Raw genomic sequence first — 18,160 nt, 5'->3', positions numbered from 1 at the left:
TATATCATCACAACCAAACAACTTGCATCTTATCCATAAGATTGTCATAAATGACGGCTGGATAATCTGTAAGGATACAAAATGAGTAAGCTGTACGTTGGATCAGAAGTTGGTCAACTAAGACGAGTTCTATTAAATCGCCCTGAGCGCGCCCTAACCCACTTAACGCCATCTAACTGTCATGAGTTACTATTTGATGATGTTCTTGCGGTAGAAGCGGCTGGCGAAGAGCATGATGCTTTCGCTCGTACTTTACGCGACCAAGATGTAGAAGTACTTCTACTTCACGATTTACTCGTCGAAACCCTAGCGGTTCCAGAAGCGAAAAAGTGGTTATTGGATACTCAGATTTCTGACTTCCGCTACGGCCCGACCTTTGCCCGCGATCTTCGTGTGTATTTTGCAGAAATGGACAATGAACACCTTGCATCAGTATTGCTGGGTGGTTTGGCCTACTCTGAGCTGCCAATCAAATCATCTTCTATGTTACCGAAGATGAGACGCCCTCTCGACTTCGTTATCGAACCACTGCCAAACCATCTATTTACCCGCGATACATCATGCTGGGTATACGGCGGTGTTTCTCTGAACCCAATGATGATGCCTGCACGTCAACGCGAAACCAACCATTTGCGCGCCATTTATCGCTGGCATCCAATCTTTGCAGGTCAGGATTTCATTAAATACTTTGGTGACGAAGATCTACACTACGACAACGCTAACGTTGAAGGCGGTGACGTTTTGGTTATCGGTAAAGGCGCAGTACTAGTAGGCATGTCTGAACGAACCACAGCACAAGGTGTAGAGAATCTGGCAGCAAACCTGTTTAAGGCTGGACAGGCTACAGAAGTTATTGCCATTGATCTTCCTAAACACCGTTCATGCATGCACCTGGATACGGTAATGACGCACATGGACGTAGATACTTTCTCGGTCTACCCAGAGATCATGCGTAAAGATCTGGATACCTGGCGCCTGACACCTAAAGGCACAGATGGTGAAATGAATGTGGAAGCATCGCACAACTACCTGCATGCGATTGAATCTGCGCTTGATCTGGATCAGCTGAAAATCATCACAACCGGTGGTGACAGCTATGAAGCAGAGCGTGAACAATGGAATGATGCAAACAACGTACTGACGGTCAAACCAGGTGTTGTGATTGGTTACGAGCGTAACGTCTACACCAACGAGAAGTACGATAAAGCCGGTATTCAAGTACTGACCGTACCAGGTAATGAGTTAGGTCGTGGTCGTGGTGGTGCTCGCTGTATGAGCTGCCCAATTGAGCGAGACGGTATCTAAGCGCTTTCCTAACCAGTGAATAAAAACTAAGGTTGATGTGAATACATCAACCTTTTTTAGTTTTTAATTAAAATAATTATTCACAATAAAAGCATTTATATGTTTTAATGCAGTGATTCAAAATCAATCACACGTACAAGGGACGAGCTATGGCTTTCAATTTACGAAATCGCAACTTTTTGAAGCTATTAGATTTCTCAAGCAAAGAAATCCAGTTCTTGCTCGAACTGTCTGCAGAGCTAAAAAAAGCCAAATATGCAGGCACAGAGCAGAAGACACTCCAAGGTAAAAATATTGCACTCATCTTTGAGAAATCTTCTACTCGAACCCGATGTGCGTTCGAAGTTGCGGCTTTTGACCAGGGTGCTCAAGTCTCTTACATTGGTCCTTCTGGCTCTCAAATCGGCCATAAAGAGTCAATGAAAGATACCGCGCGAGTATTGGGGCGTATGTATGACGGCATCGAATACCGTGGTTTTGGTCAGGCGATCGTTGAAGATCTTGGTGCCTATGCAGGCGTGCCGGTTTGGAATGGTCTGACTGATGAGTTCCATCCAACTCAAATCCTCGCAGATTTCCTTACTATGCAGGAGCATGGACGAGGCAAACAACTGCATGAAATGACCTTTGCCTACTTGGGCGACGCTCGTAATAACATGGGTAACTCACTGATGGTCGGGGCGGCTAAAATGGGCATGGATATTCGTTTGATTGCTCCAAAAGCGTTTTGGCCGGAAGAAGACCTTGTCGCGACATGTCAGGAAATCGCGCAACAAACCGGAGCGAAGATCACGTTGACCGAAAGCGTTGAAGAAGGCGTTAAAGGTTGTGACTTCTTGTACACCGATGTTTGGGTATCAATGGGTGAATCTGCAGAAGCTTGGGACGAGCGTGTAGCACTGATGACCCCTTACCAAATCAATATGGACGTGATTAAACAGACCGGTAATCCACATGTGAAGTTTATGCACTGTCTACCCGCTTTCCATAATGATGAAACCACCGTTGGCAAAGAAGTCGCTGAGAAGTATGGTATGAAGGGCTTAGAAGTGACGGAAGACGTGTTTGAGTCTGAGTATTCTATCGTCTTTGATGAAGCGGAAAACCGCATGCACACGATTAAAGCGGTAATGGTGGCAACACTAGGAAGTTAACGTATTTTGGTGGCAAAAAGCATGATGTAATCGCTTGCACTCGCCAAAGTTAGGCGTATAATGCTCGGCAATTTGTCTGAGGATTAAGAAATGACCACGCTAATTGCTGACGTAAAAACGCGATTTGCTCTAACTAAGCGACTACGCTTACGTGGTGTTATTTTCGTTAATTCTATCGATTTTTAAACCTCCCCATTTGGGAGGTTTTTTTATGTCCAAAATTCCTCAAGGGCCATTTTGGAGATAGTCAACACTGTTATAGGGAAGAAGATCATGGCGAACTCGCTTTACCAGAAGCACATCATCTCTATTCCAGAGCTTTCACGTGAAGAGCTGGAACTTATCGTCGCAACAGCAGGTAGCCTAAAAAAGGAACCTCAACCAGAACTGATTAAAAATAAAGTCGTTGCGAGCTGTTTCTTTGAGCCATCAACGCGTACACGCCTGTCATTTGAAACCGCTATTCAACGCGTAGGTGGTGATGTCATTGGTTTTGATAACGACGGGAACACTTCTCTGGCAAAGAAAGGGGAAACGCTTTCTGATTCCGTACAGGTGATCTCTTCGTACGTAGATGCTTTCGTTATGCGCCACCCTCAGGAAGGTGCGGCACGTCTGGCTTCTGAATTCTCAAACGGCGTACCAGTAATTAACGCCGGAGACGGTGCAAACCAGCACCCAACCCAAACGCTGCTAGACCTGTACAGTATCGCAGAAACACAAGGTCGCTTAGATAACCTCAACGTGGCATTTGTCGGTGACCTGAAATACGGTCGTACCGTCCACTCACTGACCCAAGCTCTGGCGAAGTTCAATAACATCCGCTTCTTCTTTATTGCTCCTGAAGCACTGGCGATGCCTGACTACCTCTGTGAAGAACTGGATGAAGCGGGTATCGAGTACAGTCTGCTTACCGACATGGAAACCGTGATTCCTGAGCTGGATATCCTGTACATGACTCGCGTACAGAAAGAGCGTTTTGATGAATCAGAATACGCACACATTAAATCAGCTTACATCCTGACAGCGGCAATGCTGGAAGGTGCGCGTGAAAATCTAAAAGTACTGCACCCACTACCACGCGTGGATGAAATCACGACGGATGTTGATAAAACACCACACGCTTACTACTTCCAACAGGCTCAGAACGGTGTCTACGCCCGTCAGGCATTGTTGGCACTGGTTCTAAACGACACACTGTAATCGAGGAGAATAAACATGGCTAAAGAAACTCAATTGCAGGTAGAAGCAATCAAAAACGGTACCGTCATCGACCATATCCCGGCACAAATCGGTATCAAAGTGTTAAAGCTGTTCGATATGCACAACTCGTCTCAGAAAGTGACTATCGGCCTTAATTTGCCGTCATCGGCACTTGGTCATAAAGATCTGCTGAAAATTGAGAATGTCTTCATCAACGAAGAGCAGGCGAGTAAATTGGCACTGTATGCCCCGCACGCAACTGTGAACCAAATTGAAAACTACGAAGTGGTGAAGAAGCTCGCTTTAGAGCTGCCAGAAAGAATCAACGATGTTTTTGAATGTCCTAACTCAAACTGCATTTCTCACAACGAACCTGTAGAGACCAGCTTCAAGGTATTTGAGAAGAAAGAAGAGATTCGTCTCAAGTGTAAATACTGTGAAAAAGTCTTCTCAAGAGAAATCGTTACCGAACGTTAATTGACCAAAAAATTAGAGGTCAGACAAGTTCAAATGCCCTGTATTTACAGGGCATTTTACTCTTTACCTGCTGCAGGTTTAGAGGCACACTGAGATTCTTTATTCGCTAAAACAGATGGAACAAATAAAATGACAAAAGTACTTCACACGGAATCAGCACCAGCAGCAATCGGCCCTTACGTACAAGGCGTAGATCTAGGTAACATGGTTCTTACTTCTGGCCAAATCCCAGTTAACCCAGCGACAGGTGAAGTATCTGCAGATATCGCAGAGCAAGCGCGTCAGTCTCTAGAAAACGTAAAAGCGGTTGTTGAATCTTCAGGCCTTAAAGTAACAGATATCGTGAAGCTTACGGTTTTTGTTAAAGACCTAAACGACTTCGGTACAGTAAACGAAGTATACGGCAAGTTCTTCGACGAGCATCAAGTAGCAAACTACCCTGCTCGCTCTTGTGTTGAAGTTGCTCGCCTGCCAAAAGATGTGGGTATCGAGATTGAAGCAATCGCGGTTCGCAAATAATACCTCGAACCAGTGAGTTAGAACGCCAAATACGACGATACAGCTTACTGAATTCAAACACTCCGTCTTCCTGAACAGCGACGGAGGAGCGTGATTCAGGATCTGCTTAACGAGAGTGGCGGTGTTGAAAGTGTTTATTTCTGCAACGAGTTTGATGTTAGTAGATTCCTGATGTCGCTAAGGCTCCTCGGAATGACACGTATAAAAAATGGGTAGCCTAAGCTACCCATTTTTTATACGTTTCTACTTAGAAAATTAAGCAGCATTACGCTGTTTTACTTCTTCATCTAACTCTTGGAGCTTTTCTTTCATTTGCTCGCGGCAAGTATTCGCTAATTGACGAATGCCTTCCTTGGTGCAGCCTTCTGTACTCACTGGTGGCAGCATCTCCACGATGACATGACCGTTATTCCAACGGTTCAGTTTGAGTTTATCGGTAGAGCTACACACAATAGGAATAATTGGCACTTCGGCACCAATCGCCGCATGAAATGCACCGGTCTTAAATGGCAATAACCCACGACCACGAGAACGCGTACCTTCCGGGAACATCCAGACCGACACATCACTCTCTTTCATGCTATTCACTACCTGATCAATTGTTCCTTTAGCTTTAGAACGATTTGCACGGTCAATCAGAATATTACCTGTCAGCCAGTATAACTGACCAAATAATGGCATCCAGGCCAGGCTTTTTTTACCAACCGTAACCACCTTTGGCGTAACCGCGGCAGAGACGGTAAACATGTCCCAGTTGTTTTGGTGGTTGGCAATATAAATGTGCTGACCTCGAGAATAAGCGTCTTCAGGAATACGCAATTCAAGCTTCACCCCGAGTATACGAGACATCTTGGCGAACAGACGGCCAAAGGTGAATACATGCTTAGGATTTCTCGGACTTAACAGGCAGTAACCACAACCGCCAATAAACATCACAATAGCGAAAATTGCGATAGCAAATACACGTAAAAGTGCAATCATTCTTGTTCTCCAGAAACCGGCTTGTGCCAGATACAGCTATTAACTTTTCTTATTACTATCGAAAAGAGAGTGATATAAAAAAGCCGAAACCTGAGTTTCGGCTTTTTATATCCAAATCATCTGCGGTGCAGTTTAACCTGTCACGCTTACGCGCTCAATATTTGCGCCAAGTGCAGCCAATTTATTTTCAATTTTGTCGTAACCACGATCGATATGGTAGATACGGTCCACAATGGTTTCGCCTTTTGCAATGCAGCCAGCAATCACCAGACTTGCAGAAGCACGTAAGTCGGTCGCCATTACCTGCGCACCGCTTAACGACTCAACGTCACCACAAATCACTGTGTTACCTTCAATCTCAGCTTTTGCCCCCATACGCATCAGTTCAGGAACGTGCATAAAGCGGTTTTCAAAAATGGTTTCCGTGATAACACCGCCACCTTTCGCCATCATGTTCAAAAGCGTAAATTGCGCTTGCATATCGGTAGGGAAACCAGGATGCGGAGCGGTACGAACAGTGACAGCTTTTAGCTCACGATCGGTCATATCCACAGAAATCCAGTCTTCACCGGTTTCGACCAAAGCACCCGCTTCTTCTAGTTTCGAGAGTACGGCTTCAAGCAAGTGCGCGTTGGTATTACGACACATGACTTTACCGCCAGATACTGCAGCAGCAACTAAGAAGGTACCCGTTTCGATGCGGTCTGCAACCACGCTGTGTTTACAACCGCCCAGACGTTCAACACCTTCAATCGTGATAGTATCAGTGCCAGCACCTGTGATTTTAGCACCAAGCTTGTTTAGGAACTCAGCGGTATCGACAATCTCAGGTTCACGCGCCGCGTTGTCTAGTGTTGTCGTGCCTTCTGCAAGCGTTGCCGCACACATAATGGTAATGGTTGCGCCTACGCTCACTTTATCCATCACGATATGTGCGCCTTTCAAGCGACCATCGACTTCTGCCTTTACGTAACCATCTTCTAAAGTGATGGTTGCACCTAGTTGCTCTAGGCCAGTAATGTGCAGATCAACCGGACGAGCACCGATCGCACAGCCTCCAGGTAAAGAAACCTGGCCTTGACCAAAACGCGCAACCAAAGGACCAAGCGCCCAAATTGACGCACGCATGGTTTTCACCAAATCATAAGGTGCGCAATATTCATTGATGCTGCTTGGATCAACGTGAACTGAGCCATTACGGTCTACTTTAGCGCCCAGACGCTTGAGTAGTTCCATGGTTGTATCAATATCGCGAAGGTGTGGTACGTTAGCCACTTCTACAGGCTCTTCAGCCAAAATAGACGCAAATAAAATCGGCAGTGCTGCGTTTTTTGCACCTGAAATGGTCACCTCACCGACTAACGGTTTGTCTGACCCAATAACTCGAAACTTTTCCATCAATAAACCTTAAAGCGACATCAGTTTCTTATCACGAGCCCACTCTTCTGGTGTGAACGCTTTTATTGATAATGCATGAATGTCATTACGCTGGATGTATTCCATCAGAGGAGCATAAATTAATTGTTGCTTCTTGACGCGGCTCATTCCATCAAAGCAAGCATCAACAGCAACCACTTCATAGTGACTACCTTCACCTTTTACATGCACTTCTTGAAGGTTTAGTGCTTCTTCTAATAACTGTTGTACTTTTGCGCTGTCCACAATTTACCCCTGATAATTCTGTATGTGTTTGTTCACTAACGATTCAACATTGCTCAGTTGAAACAAAGTGCGCAGTTGTGCGGGCACGAAACTGAGCATTATATGACAGTTTTGCTTTTTTGCATGCTCTAATAAGTGAATTAACATGACCATTCCCGCAGAGTCGACTCGCACAACGTCTTTTAGAGAACACTCAATCTCGGCCTGATCTGGCTGCCATTGCTGAGCATAAGCCCACAATGACGGCACTGAATCTCGGTCTAGCGCCCCGGAGAGCTGCAGATTATTACTGGTTAATTTCCACTGAGCGTGAGACTGCGCCATTATTTTTTCGCCTCAAAGCGAATCGGTTCCGCCGCCAGTTTTTCAAGATCTTTCGCTACTGACAAAATACCTTCCTGGCGAATTTTTGTGTTCCACTCAGACTGCTTACTTGATAGAAGGCTAATACCTTCAGCAATCATATCGAAGGCTTCCCACTCACCCGTTTTGTTATCTTTACGCAATTTGAACTCGAGTTTGATGTTCGGGCGCGGAGCATCAATGATATCGACTTTGATACTCGTAATACGATCAGATGGATCAAGTTTCGGCTCTGGACCAAACTGAATCTGTTGATCGCTGTATTGAGTCAGTACCTGCGCGTAAGATGCGATCAGGTAACCGTTAAATGCCTCGATAAACTCAAGCACATCTTCACGTTTTGCCCCTTTAAGATTCGAGCCTAAAAGCTTTAACGCTGCGTAACGGTAGTTGACGTATGGCATCAACTCTTGTTCCACAACATTTTTAAGTTGGTTAGGATCTTGTTTAATTTTTGGCTGTTCCGCTTTTAAGCGATCGAACGTGACTTCCGCCACCTGCTTCATCATTTGATAAGGCTGAGTTTTATCAACTTCTGCCGCATTCACATTAAACACAGCAAAAACCGTGACAACTGAAAGTAGTAATCTCGCTAACATAGTTATTCCTTACTTGAATCGTCTGAACCGCCCACGCTGTAAAGCACCTGACCAATTAAGTCTTCAAGTACTAACGCTGATTTGGTGTCTTCGATGGTATCTCCATCGGTCAACATCACTTCGTCATCAAAAACGAAACCTGGGACTAAACCAATGTATTGCTCACCTATCAGCCCTGATGTCAGAATCTGTACACTTGATGTTTCAGGGAACTGATTGTATTGGCTGTTGATCGATAAGCTGACTTCTGGCAACAGGTTATCTGGATTAAGCGTAATATTACTGACTCGACCAATAACGACACCACCAACTTTAACTGGCGAGCGTACTTTCAAACTACCAATATTATCAAACTCGGCTTTGAGGGTGTAAGTATCACCAGAGCCAATACTTTTTACGTCAGCAACTTGAAAAATCATCACAAGAATCGCGCAAATTCCCGCTAATACAAAGCTGCCAACCCATAATTCTGTTTTACGTGTTTGTTGCATGATTAATTCCCAAACATCAATGCTGTCAGTACAAAGTCTAGCCCCAGTACTGCTAAAGAAGAATGCACAACAGTGCGTGTAGTTGCTCGGCTGATCCCTTCCGAAGTCGGAATCGCATCGTAGCCATTAAATAGAGCGATCCAGGTAACGGTAATCGCAAACGCAAAGCATTTGATCATACTGTTGCCAATATCCTTGCCTAGCTCGACTGACGATTGCATGGCCGACCAAAAGCTGCCATGGTCAACGCCTTTCCAGTCCACACCAACAAGCTGAGCGCCCCAGATACCAACAGCCATGAAGATCATAGCCAGCAATGGCATGGAGATAGCGCCCGCCCAAAAACGTGGTGCAATGACTCGCTTCAATGGATCGACCGCCATCATCTCCAGACTAGAAAGCTGCTCAGTCGCTTTCATCAAGCCAATTTCAGCCGTCAAGGCAGAGCCCGCTCGTCCGGCAAAAAGCAGAGCGGTGACCACAGGTCCAAGCTCACGAAGCAAAGAAAGCGCAACCATCTGGCCAAGGCTGCCTTCTGCGCCGTAATCCACCAAAACAACGTAGCCTTGCAGACTCAATACCATACCGATAAATAAGCCGGATACGACAATAATGGCAAGAGACTGAACACCGACAGAGTAAAGCTGTTTGATGAGTAAAGGAAAACCTTTAGTCGGTTGGGGCTTGGATAAGAGTGCCCCCAACAACATGAACGTTGCGCGGCCAAAAGCTTCACAAATGGCTAGTGTGCGCTTACCTAATGACGCGACAAAATGAATAACGTTATCGACCATCAAATAAATCCTTTTCGATACTTTGAGAAGGGTAGCGAAACGGCACCGGGCCATCAGCATCACCTTGTAAGAACTGCTGTACACGAGGGTCTGAGTTCTGTTTTAGTTCATCAGGTGTACCAAAAGCGATGATTTTGCCATCCGCCATCAGATAAACCCAATCGGCAATACTCATCACTTCAGGCACATCGTGAGAAACGACAATAGAGGTTAATCCTAACGCCTGATTTAAATTACTGATGAGCTCAACCAAGACGCCCATTGTGATTGGGTCTTGTCCGACAAACGGTTCATCGTACATGATTAAGTCTGGGTCTAGGGCTATCGCACGAGCTAAAGCCGCACGACGTGCCATACCACCAGACAATTCACTTGGCATTAGCTGAGCCGCACCACGCAAGCCGACCGCTTCCAGCTTGAGCAGTACCATAGTACGAATCAGATCTTCCGAAATATTGGTGTGTTCACGCAGAGGAAAAGCCACATTATCAAACACATTCAGATCCGTGAATAAGGCCCCGGACTGGAACAACATGCTCATCTTCTTACGAGCGTGATAAAGCTTTTTGCGTGACAGGGTTGGAATGTTATCGCCATCGAACCAGATCTCACCTTGTTCAGGATACAACTGCCCACCGATCAAGCGTAACAGCGTGGTCTTACCGATACCCGATGGCCCCATGATTGCAGTCACTTTACCTTCGGGAACGTGCAGATCAATGCCATCAAAGATCGTGCGATTTCCGCGTGAAAAAGTGAGATTGTTGACGGTGACTAATTCGTTGTTCGACATATCATCTCTTCTACTGTCGGAGCGTTGGAACTCGCTGTATCATCAAGCCAACTCACGTCCGAGTGTTTTTTTAATTTTTAACCTTATTCCTCAAATAACGTTTAGGTGCATGATTGGCAACCTACGTATACAGAGCAATGGTTAGAAAGCGAAAAACGTCTTCGGTTCATTTATTAGGCTGCAATCATAAGCACATTAGCGGCGAATTTAAAGCACTGTTCGATTAAATAAAGTTGCTCAAATTCAAACAATTCTTGGCGAACAATGACAGAGTCATGGCTTAATAATTAAATCTTAATGCAGAATCAACTCTTTAACAGTAGTGATTAATTGAGAGAAAATTAAACACAATTTCGTTACTAACGTTTAATTTATTCGTTGTTTATCTTCCATTTTCCGCTGCAAAAGGTCAAAATTAGCGGTTACTCATCACTCTCATTTAATAGTTAGGAATTATCATGCTCGAAGCCGTAGCGTTGCTTATCCTCGGTCTTGTTTTACTTGTCTGGAGTGCAGATAAACTGGTTTTTGGATCTGCAGCCATCGCCCGCAACGTTGGCATTTCACCTCTTGTGATTGGTATGACAATCCTGGCTATGGGCTCATCCGCTCCTGAAATGATGGTATCCGCCACCGCAGCCTTAGATGGCAAGACCGACACCGCTGTCGGTAACGTTCTGGGTTCAAACATCGCAAACATTGCCTTAATTCTCGGGATTACAGCACTCATTAAGCCCCTTTCGATCAGTTCTGGGGTTATTCGTCGCGAACTGCCTTTGATGATAGCTGTCACCTTACTTGCTGGTGCAATACTTTGGAACAATCACTTGGGCTTTTACGAAGGTGCCCTTCTGTTTGTGTTGTTCGCTGCATTTTTATTTGTGATGTTGCAGATCAGCCGAAAAGAGCAAAAATCAGGTGATGCTTTCCTTGATGATCAGGAATCGGAAATCCCTCAAGGGGTGAGCAACTCAAAAGCCGCGATATGGGTAGTACTTGGCTTAGTATTACTGCCTGTGTCGGCGAACATTTTGGTGGATAACGCGGTTATCATTGCTAAACATTTTGGTATGAGCGATCTCGTGATCGGCTTAACCATCATCGCTATTGGTACAAGTCTGCCAGAACTTGCCGCCTCTCTCGCTGGGGTATTAAAAGGCGAAGATGATATGGCGGTGGGTAACATTATTGGCTCGAACGTATTCAACATTCTTGCGGTAATGGGCATTCCGGGCATCATTAATCCATCGGTGCTAAGTGAGTATGCAATGGGTCGTGACTTCTGGGTCATGCTGGGCGTATCTCTATTACTGGTTGCTATGTGTCTGGGTAAATCCCGCAGCATTAACCGTCTGGAAGGCGCAGTTCTTTTTGCTTGTTTCATTGGCTACCAAGTTTACTTGTTCGCAAACATGGCCGCTTAACCTCACTATCTCTCTTTAGTAGACATAAATTGGAGCACTGATATGTCCAATCAATTTGATTTTCGCGCAGCTGCAAAGCAAGTGCTTGATATTGAAGTTGCCGCTCTGCAAGAGCTGGATAAATACTTTGATGAACAATTCGAACAAGCTTGCGAAATGATACTTTCCAACAGTGGCAAAGTTGTCGTCATGGGCATGGGGAAATCAGGCCATATTGGGAATAAGATTGCTGCAACTCTAGCCAGCACCGGGACATCCGCATTTTTTGTCCATCCGGGTGAAGCTTCGCACGGTGATCTGGGCATGATCAGCGCTGGAGACATTGTCATAGCGATTTCAAACTCTGGTGAATCTCATGAGATCCTGTCTCTGTTCCCGGTATTGAAACGTTTGAACATCAAGATCATCAGCATGACAGGTAAACCAGAATCCAACATGGCGCAACTGTCAGATGTACATTTACAGATCACGGTTCCTCACGAAGCTTGCCCGCTTGGTCTAGCACCGACCAGTAGCACGACAGCCACCCTAGTAATGGGTGATGCGCTCGCGGTTGCTCTGCTTCAAGCTCGTGGCTTCTCGGCTGAAGACTTTGCTTTGTCACATCCTGGTGGCGCACTAGGAAGAAAATTGCTGCTTAAGTTGTCTGACATTATGCACTTTGGTAATGCTCTGCCGAAAGTCTCTCCGGATGCGCTGATTCGCGACGCACTTCTGGAGATTTCCGAAAAAGGGCTGGGAATGACCGCTATTGTTGACGAGCACGATGCTATGCTTGGTATATTCACCGATGGTGATTTACGCCGAACATTAGATAAACGCATCGATATTCATACGACAGCCATCGGCGAAGTCATGACCAAAAACCCAACGACGGGTCAACCTGATATGCTTGCTGTCGAAGGCTTGAACCTTATGCAGAGCAAAAACATCAACGCATTGCTTTTATGCAGTAACGGTAAAGTGGTTGGCGCACTGAATATGCATGATTTACTAAAAGCCGGTGTGATGTAAACTCATCGCATCCACTGATTACACAGATTAAGGCAATGGTCAGGGACGTACTGAGCTAGAAGATAGGCCTCTAATTTATGAGTTTTACTCGCCTTATTTATTTGCTCTTGATTTTCGTTATTGCATGGTGCGCTTATTATTTAACCACACCAAAAAGCACAGACACGATTCAAGTTGCACCAGATTCGGAACTGCCCATGTTCAGTGGAACTGGACTGGAAAATATCACCTACGGTGAAGATGGTGTTCGCAGTTACATCATTCGCTCCACTAACTTAGATTACTATGCTAAGAGTGGAGACACTATTTTTAACAACCCGACATTAATGGTTTACCGTGAAGGAAGTGTTGTTGAATGGAAGGTAACAGCCACAAGAGCGGTGTTAGATGAAAGCCAAACGTTGACCTTGTATGACAAGGTATTAATGCAAAACCTATTAGCAGGGGCAAGTTTTGATACCATGGCAACAGATAAGCTGGTCATTAACCTAACTAATCGTGACTTTAAAGCTGATCAACAAGTAATGTTGGTTGGACCACAATTTGAAACTACAGGAGGCGCAATGCAAGGGAACTTGAAACAGCATACTGCGACTCTGACAGATAACGTTCAAGGTCGATATGAAACCGTTACACCTTAGCCTACTGGCCCTGGTTTTGGCAGCGCCTCAAGCGCTGGCGCTTAAGTCGGATACTCAGCAGCCGGTTTACATTAACTCTGACACCCAACAGGTGGACATGAAGAGTAACCAGGTTATTTTCAGTGGTGATGTCTCGCTTAAGCAAGGTAGCATCAATATCGATGCTGATAAGATCGTGGTGACTCGCGATCCGAAAACAGAAACGATTAATCAAATTCAGGCGTTTGGCCAACCCGCGACGTTCTCACAACTGATGGACGACGGTAAGACATTGAGTGGTCAAGCGACGGAACTGGATTACCGTATATCGACTGACGAATTAACCATGAAAGGCCACGCTCAACTAGCCCAAGACGGTAATACCATAAAAGGTTCAACGATCCGTTACCAAATCGGTCAACAAAAATTGGTGGCAGACAGCTCTGAGAACGAGCGTGTTACGACTATTTTGCAACCTAATCAGCTAGAGAAATAATATGGCGGTACTGAGTGCGAAAAACCTGGCGAAGAGCTACAAAAAGCGTAAGGTTGTTACCGACGTCAGCTTAGAAGTAGAATCTGGTCAGATTGTCGGCCTATTAGGTCCTAACGGTGCAGGTAAAACGACATCCTTCTACATGATTGTTGGATTAGTACCTCGTGATGAGGGCGTCATCACCATTGATAACCAAGACATCAGCATCTTGCCAATGCACAGTCGCTCTCGTCTTGGTATTGGTTATCTTCCTCAAGAAGCTTCCATTTTTCGCAAGCTATCTGTAGAAGACAATATTATGGCGGTTCTCGAAACCCGTCAGGAAATGACAAGAGAAGAACGCCAAGATAAACTGGAAGATTTGTTGGAAGAATTCCACATTCAGCACATCCGATCCAGCGCCGGGATGGCACTGTCGGGTGGTGAGCGTCGTAGGGTTGAAATTGCACGCGCTTTGGCGGCCAACCCACAGTTTATTTTATTGGACGAACCTTTTGCTGGCGTTGACCCAATTTCGGTTGGCGACATCAAAAAAATTATTGAACACCTGCGCGATAGAGGCCTTGGTGTACTTATCACCGACCATAACGTACGCGAAACGCTAGACGTATGTGAAAAAGCCTATATCGTCAGTCAAGGCCACCTAATTGCCTCGGGAACTCCGGATGAAGTTCTCAACAATGAACAGGTGAAACAAGTTTATCTCGGCGAACAATTCCGTCTATGATTATATTAGGAACGGTAAGATTCTGAGCATTACAAGGTAAGTAACACTGAATGAAACCTTCATTACAATTAAAGCTAGGTCAGCAGTTAGCCATGACACCTCAGCTGCAACAAGCGATCCGTTTATTGCAGTTGTCGACCCTCGACCTTCAACAAGAAATTCAGGAAGCATTGGATTCAAACCCATTACTGGAAGTTGAAGATGGCCAAGATGAGCCTCTAGCTAACGGTGAAGATAAATCAGAGCTCGACGGTTCTGAAAATAGCACCAGTGCTAACGAACCTGCAGAAATTGACGTTCCAGACAGTTCCGATGTAATTGAAAAGTCTGAAATCAGTTCAGAGCTTGAAATCGACACCACGTGGGATGATGTATACAGTGCCAATACCGGCAGTACAGGACTTGCTCTCGATGACGACATGCCGGTCTATCAGGGTGAAACGACCGAATCACTGTACGATTACCTGATGTGGCAGTTAGATTTAACACCGTTTAGTGAAACCGACCGCACCATCGCGATGGCTATCATTGATGCGGTTGACGATTACGGCTATTTGACCCTTTCTCCAGAAGAAATTCATGAAAGCTTCGATAACGAAGAGATCGAGCTTGATGAAGTGGAAGCGGTGCGTAAGCGTATTCAACAGTTCGATCCTCTTGGTGTTGCCTCGCGAAATCTACAAGAGTGTCTATTACTTCAGTTAACCACCTTCCCTGAAGATACCCCATGGCTTGAAGAAGCCAGAATGGTGCTGACCGATCATATTGATCACCTGGGGAACCGTGATTACAAACTGATCATCAAAGAGACCAAATTAAAAGAAGCGGACCTGCGTGAAGTGCTGAAGCTCATTCAGCAACTCGATCCTCGTCCTGGAAGTCGCATTACCCCAGATGACACCGAATACGTTATTCCTGACGTGTCGGTATTTAAAGATAATGGCAAATGGGTGGTTTCCATAAACCCTGATAGCATTCCAAAATTAAAAGTAAATCAGCAGTACGCCCAGCTCGGAAAAGGCAACAGTGCCGATAGCCAGTACATTCGTAGTAATTTGCAAGAGGCAAAGTGGCTAATTAAGAGCTTAGAGAGTAGAAACGAGACGCTACTCAAAGTTGCAAGATGTATTGTTGAACATCAACAAGATTTCTTCGAGTATGGTGAAGAAGCCATGAAGCCGATGGTATTAAATGATGTTGCCTTGGCGGTTGATATGCATGAATCCACAATATCTCGTGTTACAACACAAAAATTCATGCATACGCCACGTGGTATTTTTGAATTGAAGTACTTCTTCTCCAGCCATGTTAGTACAGATAATGGTGGGGAATGTTCGTCCACAGCAATTCGTGCACTCATTAAGAAACTGGTCGCGGCAGAGAATACTGCAAAACCACTTAGTGACAGTAAGATTGCTGCTCTTCTGGCTGACCAAGGGATTCAGGTCGCAAGACGTACGATAGCAAAATATCGAGAATCCTTGGGTATCGCCCCTTCAAGTCAGCGTAAACGCCTACTTTAGGCACCAACTGAAAAGGAAAGTCTATGCAAATCAATATTCAAGGCCATCACGTTGATCTTACCGATTCAATGCAAGACTATGTTCAAACTAAGTTTCAGAAGCTCGATAGATTCTTCGACCATATAAATCAGATTCACGTTGTACTAAAAGTTGAAAAAATAACGCAAATCGCGGAAGCTACGCTCCACGTAAACCAAGGCGAAATTCATGCGTCATCTGATGACGAAAATATGTATGCCGCGATCGATTCGCTGGTGGATAAACTGGTTCGCCAACTTAACAAGCACAAAGAAAAACTAAACAGTCATTAATCATGCAACTGAGCGAAATACTGTCATTGGACTGCACGAAAAGTGCAGTCCACTGTACGAGTAAAAAACGTGCCCTTGAGATGATCAGTCGTATCGTCGCTGATCATACGGGTCAAGATTCTACTGAGCTGTTCGAATGCATGCTCAACAGAGAGAAAATGGGCAGTACTGGTATCGGAAACGGTATTGCTATCCCACACGCACGAATGCAATCAAGTGATAAAGCCGTTGCTGTGCTTCTTCAATGTGATGAAGCGATTGAATTTGATGCGATTGATAATCGTCCTGTCGACTTACTTTTTGCACTCCTTGTACCAGAAGAACAGTGCAAAGAGCACCTCAAGACTCTATCCTCTATGGCAGAGCGACTGAGCGACAAGCAAGTACTGAAATTACTGCGTAATGCTCAAAGTGATCAAGAACTCTACGACATCATGATTCACCAATAAGCAGGACAATCAACCATGCGACTAATCGTTGTTAGCGGGCATTCCGGTGCAGGGAAGAGTACTGCGCTGCGTGTACTGGAAGACTTAGGCTACTACTGCGTTGATAACTTGCCAGTCAATTTGCTTGACGCGTTTGTTCAGTCGGTTGCAGGTAGCAATCAAAACGTTGCGGTGAGTATCGATATTCGCAATATTCCTAAAAAGCTCAAAGAGTTCACCGCAACACTAGAAAAACTCAAACAAGAGTTAGACGTGACCATGCTCTTCTTAGATGCAGACAAGGAAACCTTGCTTAAGCGCTACAGCGAAACACGTCGTATCCATCCTCTCTCACTGGGTAGTGAATCTCTCTCGCTTGATCAAGCCATCGAACGAGAAAAAGACATTCTGCGGCCACTTAAAAGCCACTCTGATTTGGTTCTGAACAGTAGCGGACAATCGCTGCATGAATTGAGTGAGACGGTTCGGATGCGAGTCGAGGCTCGCGACAGTAAAGGACTTGTCATGGTATTTGAATCGTTTGGTTTCAAATACGGGCTGCCTACCGATGCCGACTATGTCTTTGATGTGCGATTTTTACCGAACCCACACTGGGAACCGGGGCTGCGTCCATTTACCGGTTTAGATGCCCCCATTGCTGCATTTTTAGAACAACATGAATCCGTCCTCGAACTGGAGCTGCAAATCGAAAACTTTATTGAGAACTGGCTCCCGATGCTTGAGAAAAACAATCGTAGCTACCTCACTGTGGCCATCGGTTGTACTGGTGGTAAACATCGCTCGGTGTACCTGACTCAAAAAATCGGCGAGTACTTTTCGAAGAAGGGGCACAAAGTCCAGATTCGTCATACTTCACTAGAAAGAAATGCTAAGGAGTAGCAGTGGAATTAAGTCGTAAAGTATTGATCCAAAACCGCCTCGGGCTACATGCACGTGCCGCTGTGAAATTAGTAGAATTAGCGCAAAGCTTTGAAGCCGTCATCACGATTGATAATGAAGAAGACATTACGGCTACGGCAGATAGTGTCATGGGGCTACTCATGCTTGAGTCGGCTCAAGGTCAGTACGTCACCATTCATGCCGCTGGGGACCAAGCAGAGCAAGCGCTTGACGCCGTATGCCTACTTATTGAAGACAAATTTGACGAAGGTGAATAGGGAAAGGTCCTAGGTAACGAGGTCCTAGATCCTAGGAAGAAATTACGGAAAACTGACTACAGAAGATAAGTTCCGTCATTCCAGCGAGCCTAAGCGAG

At 45.3% G+C, this 18,160-nt stretch carries 23 protein-coding genes; 15 read left to right on the top strand and 8 right to left on the bottom strand.

Features of this window, described 5'->3' with window-relative positions; translation table 11 throughout:
* The first annotated feature begins 81 nt into the window (after positions 1 to 81).
* The 5 genes from arcA (at position 82) to RXX31_RS20445 (ending at position 4,658) form a co-directional block, all read left to right on the top strand.
* Entirely contained in the window at positions 82 to 1,305 is a 1,224-nt protein-coding gene (arcA, locus tag RXX31_RS20465) for an arginine deiminase (RefSeq protein ID WP_317591549.1), read from the top strand.
* A gap of 149 nt (positions 1,306 to 1,454) precedes the next feature.
* A complete protein-coding gene (locus tag RXX31_RS20460; RefSeq protein WP_317591548.1) occupies positions 1,455 to 2,459 on the top strand; it encodes an ornithine carbamoyltransferase in 1,005 nt (334 codons plus the stop codon).
* Positions 2,460 to 2,732: 273 nt separating this feature from the next.
* Positions 2,733 to 3,662, top strand: coding sequence for an aspartate carbamoyltransferase (pyrB, locus tag RXX31_RS20455; protein WP_317591547.1), 930 nt, complete (start codon positions 2,733 to 2,735; stop codon positions 3,660 to 3,662).
* Between the two features lie 15 nt (positions 3,663 to 3,677).
* Positions 3,678 to 4,139, top strand: coding sequence for an aspartate carbamoyltransferase regulatory subunit (pyrI, locus tag RXX31_RS20450; RefSeq protein WP_317591546.1), 462 nt, complete (start codon positions 3,678 to 3,680; stop codon positions 4,137 to 4,139).
* Between the two features lie 129 nt (positions 4,140 to 4,268).
* The gene (locus RXX31_RS20445; RefSeq protein WP_317591545.1) at positions 4,269 to 4,658 is read left to right on the top strand and encodes a RidA family protein; all 390 of its coding nucleotides are present in this window, start codon (positions 4,269 to 4,271) and stop codon (positions 4,656 to 4,658) included.
* A gap of 255 nt (positions 4,659 to 4,913) precedes the next feature.
* On the opposite strand, the gene RXX31_RS20440 is transcribed toward RXX31_RS20445, so the two are convergent.
* The 8 genes from RXX31_RS20440 to mlaF all read right to left on the bottom strand — a co-directional run bounded on the left by RXX31_RS20440 (position 4,914) and on the right by mlaF (position 10,341).
* Complete coding sequence (locus RXX31_RS20440; RefSeq protein ID WP_317591544.1) at positions 4,914 to 5,639, bottom strand: 1-acylglycerol-3-phosphate O-acyltransferase; 726 nt, start codon at positions 5,637 to 5,639, stop codon at positions 4,914 to 4,916.
* Positions 5,640 to 5,771: 132 nt separating this feature from the next.
* Positions 5,772 to 7,037 carry a UDP-N-acetylglucosamine 1-carboxyvinyltransferase gene (gene murA, locus RXX31_RS20435; protein WP_317591543.1) on the bottom strand — a complete coding sequence of 422 codons (1,266 nt, stop codon included), beginning with the start codon at positions 7,035 to 7,037 and terminating at the stop codon, positions 5,772 to 5,774.
* Positions 7,038 to 7,046: 9 nt separating this feature from the next.
* Complete coding sequence (gene ibaG, locus RXX31_RS20430; RefSeq protein WP_005381092.1) at positions 7,047 to 7,301, bottom strand: BolA family iron metabolism protein IbaG; 255 nt, start codon at positions 7,299 to 7,301, stop codon at positions 7,047 to 7,049.
* Between the two features lie 3 nt (positions 7,302 to 7,304).
* On the bottom strand, positions 7,305 to 7,625 hold the full coding sequence (locus RXX31_RS20425; protein ID WP_317591542.1) for a lipid asymmetry maintenance protein MlaB: 321 nt from the start codon (positions 7,623 to 7,625) through the stop codon (positions 7,305 to 7,307).
* Positions 7,625 to 8,263, bottom strand: a complete 639-nt coding sequence (gene mlaC, locus RXX31_RS20420) for a phospholipid-binding protein MlaC (RefSeq protein WP_317591541.1) — start codon at positions 8,261 to 8,263, stop codon at positions 7,625 to 7,627. The genes RXX31_RS20425 and mlaC overlap by 1 nt, the downstream gene beginning before the upstream one ends.
* Positions 8,264 to 8,265: 2 nt before the next feature.
* Complete coding sequence (gene mlaD, locus RXX31_RS20415) at positions 8,266 to 8,754, bottom strand: outer membrane lipid asymmetry maintenance protein MlaD (RefSeq protein ID WP_317591540.1); 489 nt, start codon at positions 8,752 to 8,754, stop codon at positions 8,266 to 8,268.
* Between the two features lie 2 nt (positions 8,755 to 8,756).
* On the bottom strand, positions 8,757 to 9,548 hold the full coding sequence (gene mlaE, locus RXX31_RS20410) for a lipid asymmetry maintenance ABC transporter permease subunit MlaE (RefSeq protein ID WP_317591539.1): 792 nt from the start codon (positions 9,546 to 9,548) through the stop codon (positions 8,757 to 8,759).
* Entirely contained in the window at positions 9,538 to 10,341 is an 804-nt protein-coding gene (gene mlaF / locus RXX31_RS20405) for a phospholipid ABC transporter ATP-binding protein MlaF (protein ID WP_317591538.1), read from the bottom strand. Before mlaF ends, mlaE begins: the two co-directional genes overlap by 11 nt.
* Positions 10,342 to 10,799: 458 nt before the next feature.
* Here mlaF and RXX31_RS20400 point away from each other — a divergent pair, with 458 nt between their 5' ends.
* From RXX31_RS20400 to RXX31_RS20355, 10 genes are all read left to right on the top strand, one after another.
* Positions 10,800 to 11,765, top strand: a complete 966-nt coding sequence (locus RXX31_RS20400; protein ID WP_317591537.1) for a calcium/sodium antiporter — start codon at positions 10,800 to 10,802, stop codon at positions 11,763 to 11,765.
* Between the two features lie 42 nt (positions 11,766 to 11,807).
* Entirely contained in the window at positions 11,808 to 12,779 is a 972-nt protein-coding gene (gene kdsD, locus RXX31_RS20395) for an arabinose-5-phosphate isomerase KdsD (RefSeq protein WP_317591536.1), read from the top strand.
* 77 nt (positions 12,780 to 12,856) lie between these two features.
* Positions 12,857 to 13,420 (top strand): LPS export ABC transporter periplasmic protein LptC, encoded by a 564-nt coding sequence (gene lptC / locus RXX31_RS20390; protein WP_317591535.1) that lies wholly within the window; start codon positions 12,857 to 12,859, stop codon positions 13,418 to 13,420.
* The gene (gene lptA / locus RXX31_RS20385) at positions 13,401 to 13,895 is read left to right on the top strand and encodes a lipopolysaccharide transport periplasmic protein LptA (protein WP_264904189.1); all 495 of its coding nucleotides are present in this window, start codon (positions 13,401 to 13,403) and stop codon (positions 13,893 to 13,895) included. The genes lptC and lptA overlap by 20 nt, the downstream gene beginning before the upstream one ends.
* A 1-nt stretch (position 13,896) precedes the next feature.
* Positions 13,897 to 14,622, top strand: a complete 726-nt coding sequence (gene lptB / locus RXX31_RS20380; protein WP_317591534.1) for an LPS export ABC transporter ATP-binding protein — start codon at positions 13,897 to 13,899, stop codon at positions 14,620 to 14,622.
* 50 nt (positions 14,623 to 14,672) lie between these two features.
* Positions 14,673 to 16,145 (top strand): RNA polymerase factor sigma-54, encoded by a 1,473-nt coding sequence (locus tag RXX31_RS20375; RefSeq protein WP_317591533.1) that lies wholly within the window; start codon positions 14,673 to 14,675, stop codon positions 16,143 to 16,145.
* Positions 16,146 to 16,168: 23 nt separating this feature from the next.
* Positions 16,169 to 16,456, top strand: a complete 288-nt coding sequence (gene hpf / locus RXX31_RS20370; RefSeq protein WP_317591532.1) for a ribosome hibernation promoting factor — start codon at positions 16,169 to 16,171, stop codon at positions 16,454 to 16,456.
* A gap of 2 nt (positions 16,457 to 16,458) precedes the next feature.
* Complete coding sequence (ptsN, locus tag RXX31_RS20365; RefSeq protein ID WP_014233081.1) at positions 16,459 to 16,905, top strand: PTS IIA-like nitrogen regulatory protein PtsN; 447 nt, start codon at positions 16,459 to 16,461, stop codon at positions 16,903 to 16,905.
* Positions 16,906 to 16,920: 15 nt separating this feature from the next.
* Positions 16,921 to 17,784, top strand: coding sequence for an RNase adapter RapZ (gene rapZ / locus RXX31_RS20360; RefSeq protein ID WP_317591531.1), 864 nt, complete (start codon positions 16,921 to 16,923; stop codon positions 17,782 to 17,784).
* A 2-nt stretch (positions 17,785 to 17,786) separates the two neighbouring features.
* A complete protein-coding gene (locus RXX31_RS20355; protein ID WP_237318413.1) occupies positions 17,787 to 18,062 on the top strand; it encodes an HPr family phosphocarrier protein in 276 nt (91 codons plus the stop codon).
* The last annotated feature ends 98 nt before the right edge of the window (positions 18,063 to 18,160 follow it).

The organism is Vibrio sp. EA2, from assembly GCF_033042495.1.
GTDB lineage: Bacteria > Pseudomonadota > Gammaproteobacteria > Enterobacterales > Vibrionaceae > Vibrio.
The sequence above is the reverse complement of the archived record's forward strand: the minus strand, read 5'-3'. Positions and strand labels throughout refer to the sequence as shown.

Excerpts from the sequence above, each read along its gene's own strand:
- arcA (WP_317591549.1), top strand. The coding sequence starts at position 82 with ATGAGTAAGCTGTACGTTGGATCAGAAGTTGGTCAACTAAGACGAGTT.
- RXX31_RS20460 (WP_317591548.1), top strand. The coding sequence starts at position 1,455 with ATGGCTTTCAATTTACGAAATCGCAACTTTTTGAAGCTATTAGATTTC.
- pyrB (WP_317591547.1), top strand. The coding sequence starts at position 2,733 with ATGGCGAACTCGCTTTACCAGAAGCACATCATCTCTATTCCAGAGCTT.
- pyrI (WP_317591546.1), top strand. The coding sequence starts at position 3,678 with ATGGCTAAAGAAACTCAATTGCAGGTAGAAGCAATCAAAAACGGTACC.
- RXX31_RS20445 (WP_317591545.1), top strand. The coding sequence starts at position 4,269 with ATGACAAAAGTACTTCACACGGAATCAGCACCAGCAGCAATCGGCCCT.
- RXX31_RS20440 (WP_317591544.1), bottom strand. The coding sequence starts at position 5,639 with ATGATTGCACTTTTACGTGTATTTGCTATCGCAATTTTCGCTATTGTG.
- murA (WP_317591543.1), bottom strand. The coding sequence starts at position 7,037 with ATGGAAAAGTTTCGAGTTATTGGGTCAGACAAACCGTTAGTCGGTGAG.
- RXX31_RS20425 (WP_317591542.1), bottom strand. The coding sequence starts at position 7,625 with ATGGCGCAGTCTCACGCTCAGTGGAAATTAACCAGTAATAATCTGCAG.
- mlaC (WP_317591541.1), bottom strand. The coding sequence starts at position 8,263 with ATGTTAGCGAGATTACTACTTTCAGTTGTCACGGTTTTTGCTGTGTTT.
- mlaD (WP_317591540.1), bottom strand. The coding sequence starts at position 8,754 with ATGCAACAAACACGTAAAACAGAATTATGGGTTGGCAGCTTTGTATTA.
- mlaE (WP_317591539.1), bottom strand. The coding sequence starts at position 9,548 with ATGGTCGATAACGTTATTCATTTTGTCGCGTCATTAGGTAAGCGCACA.
- mlaF (WP_317591538.1), bottom strand. The coding sequence starts at position 10,341 with ATGTCGAACAACGAATTAGTCACCGTCAACAATCTCACTTTTTCACGC.
- RXX31_RS20400 (WP_317591537.1), top strand. The coding sequence starts at position 10,800 with ATGCTCGAAGCCGTAGCGTTGCTTATCCTCGGTCTTGTTTTACTTGTC.
- kdsD (WP_317591536.1), top strand. The coding sequence starts at position 11,808 with ATGTCCAATCAATTTGATTTTCGCGCAGCTGCAAAGCAAGTGCTTGAT.
- lptC (WP_317591535.1), top strand. The coding sequence starts at position 12,857 with ATGAGTTTTACTCGCCTTATTTATTTGCTCTTGATTTTCGTTATTGCA.
- lptA (WP_264904189.1), top strand. The coding sequence starts at position 13,401 with ATGAAACCGTTACACCTTAGCCTACTGGCCCTGGTTTTGGCAGCGCCT.
- lptB (WP_317591534.1), top strand. The coding sequence starts at position 13,897 with ATGGCGGTACTGAGTGCGAAAAACCTGGCGAAGAGCTACAAAAAGCGT.
- RXX31_RS20375 (WP_317591533.1), top strand. The coding sequence starts at position 14,673 with ATGAAACCTTCATTACAATTAAAGCTAGGTCAGCAGTTAGCCATGACA.
- hpf (WP_317591532.1), top strand. The coding sequence starts at position 16,169 with ATGCAAATCAATATTCAAGGCCATCACGTTGATCTTACCGATTCAATG.
- ptsN (WP_014233081.1), top strand. The coding sequence starts at position 16,459 with ATGCAACTGAGCGAAATACTGTCATTGGACTGCACGAAAAGTGCAGTC.
- rapZ (WP_317591531.1), top strand. The coding sequence starts at position 16,921 with ATGCGACTAATCGTTGTTAGCGGGCATTCCGGTGCAGGGAAGAGTACT.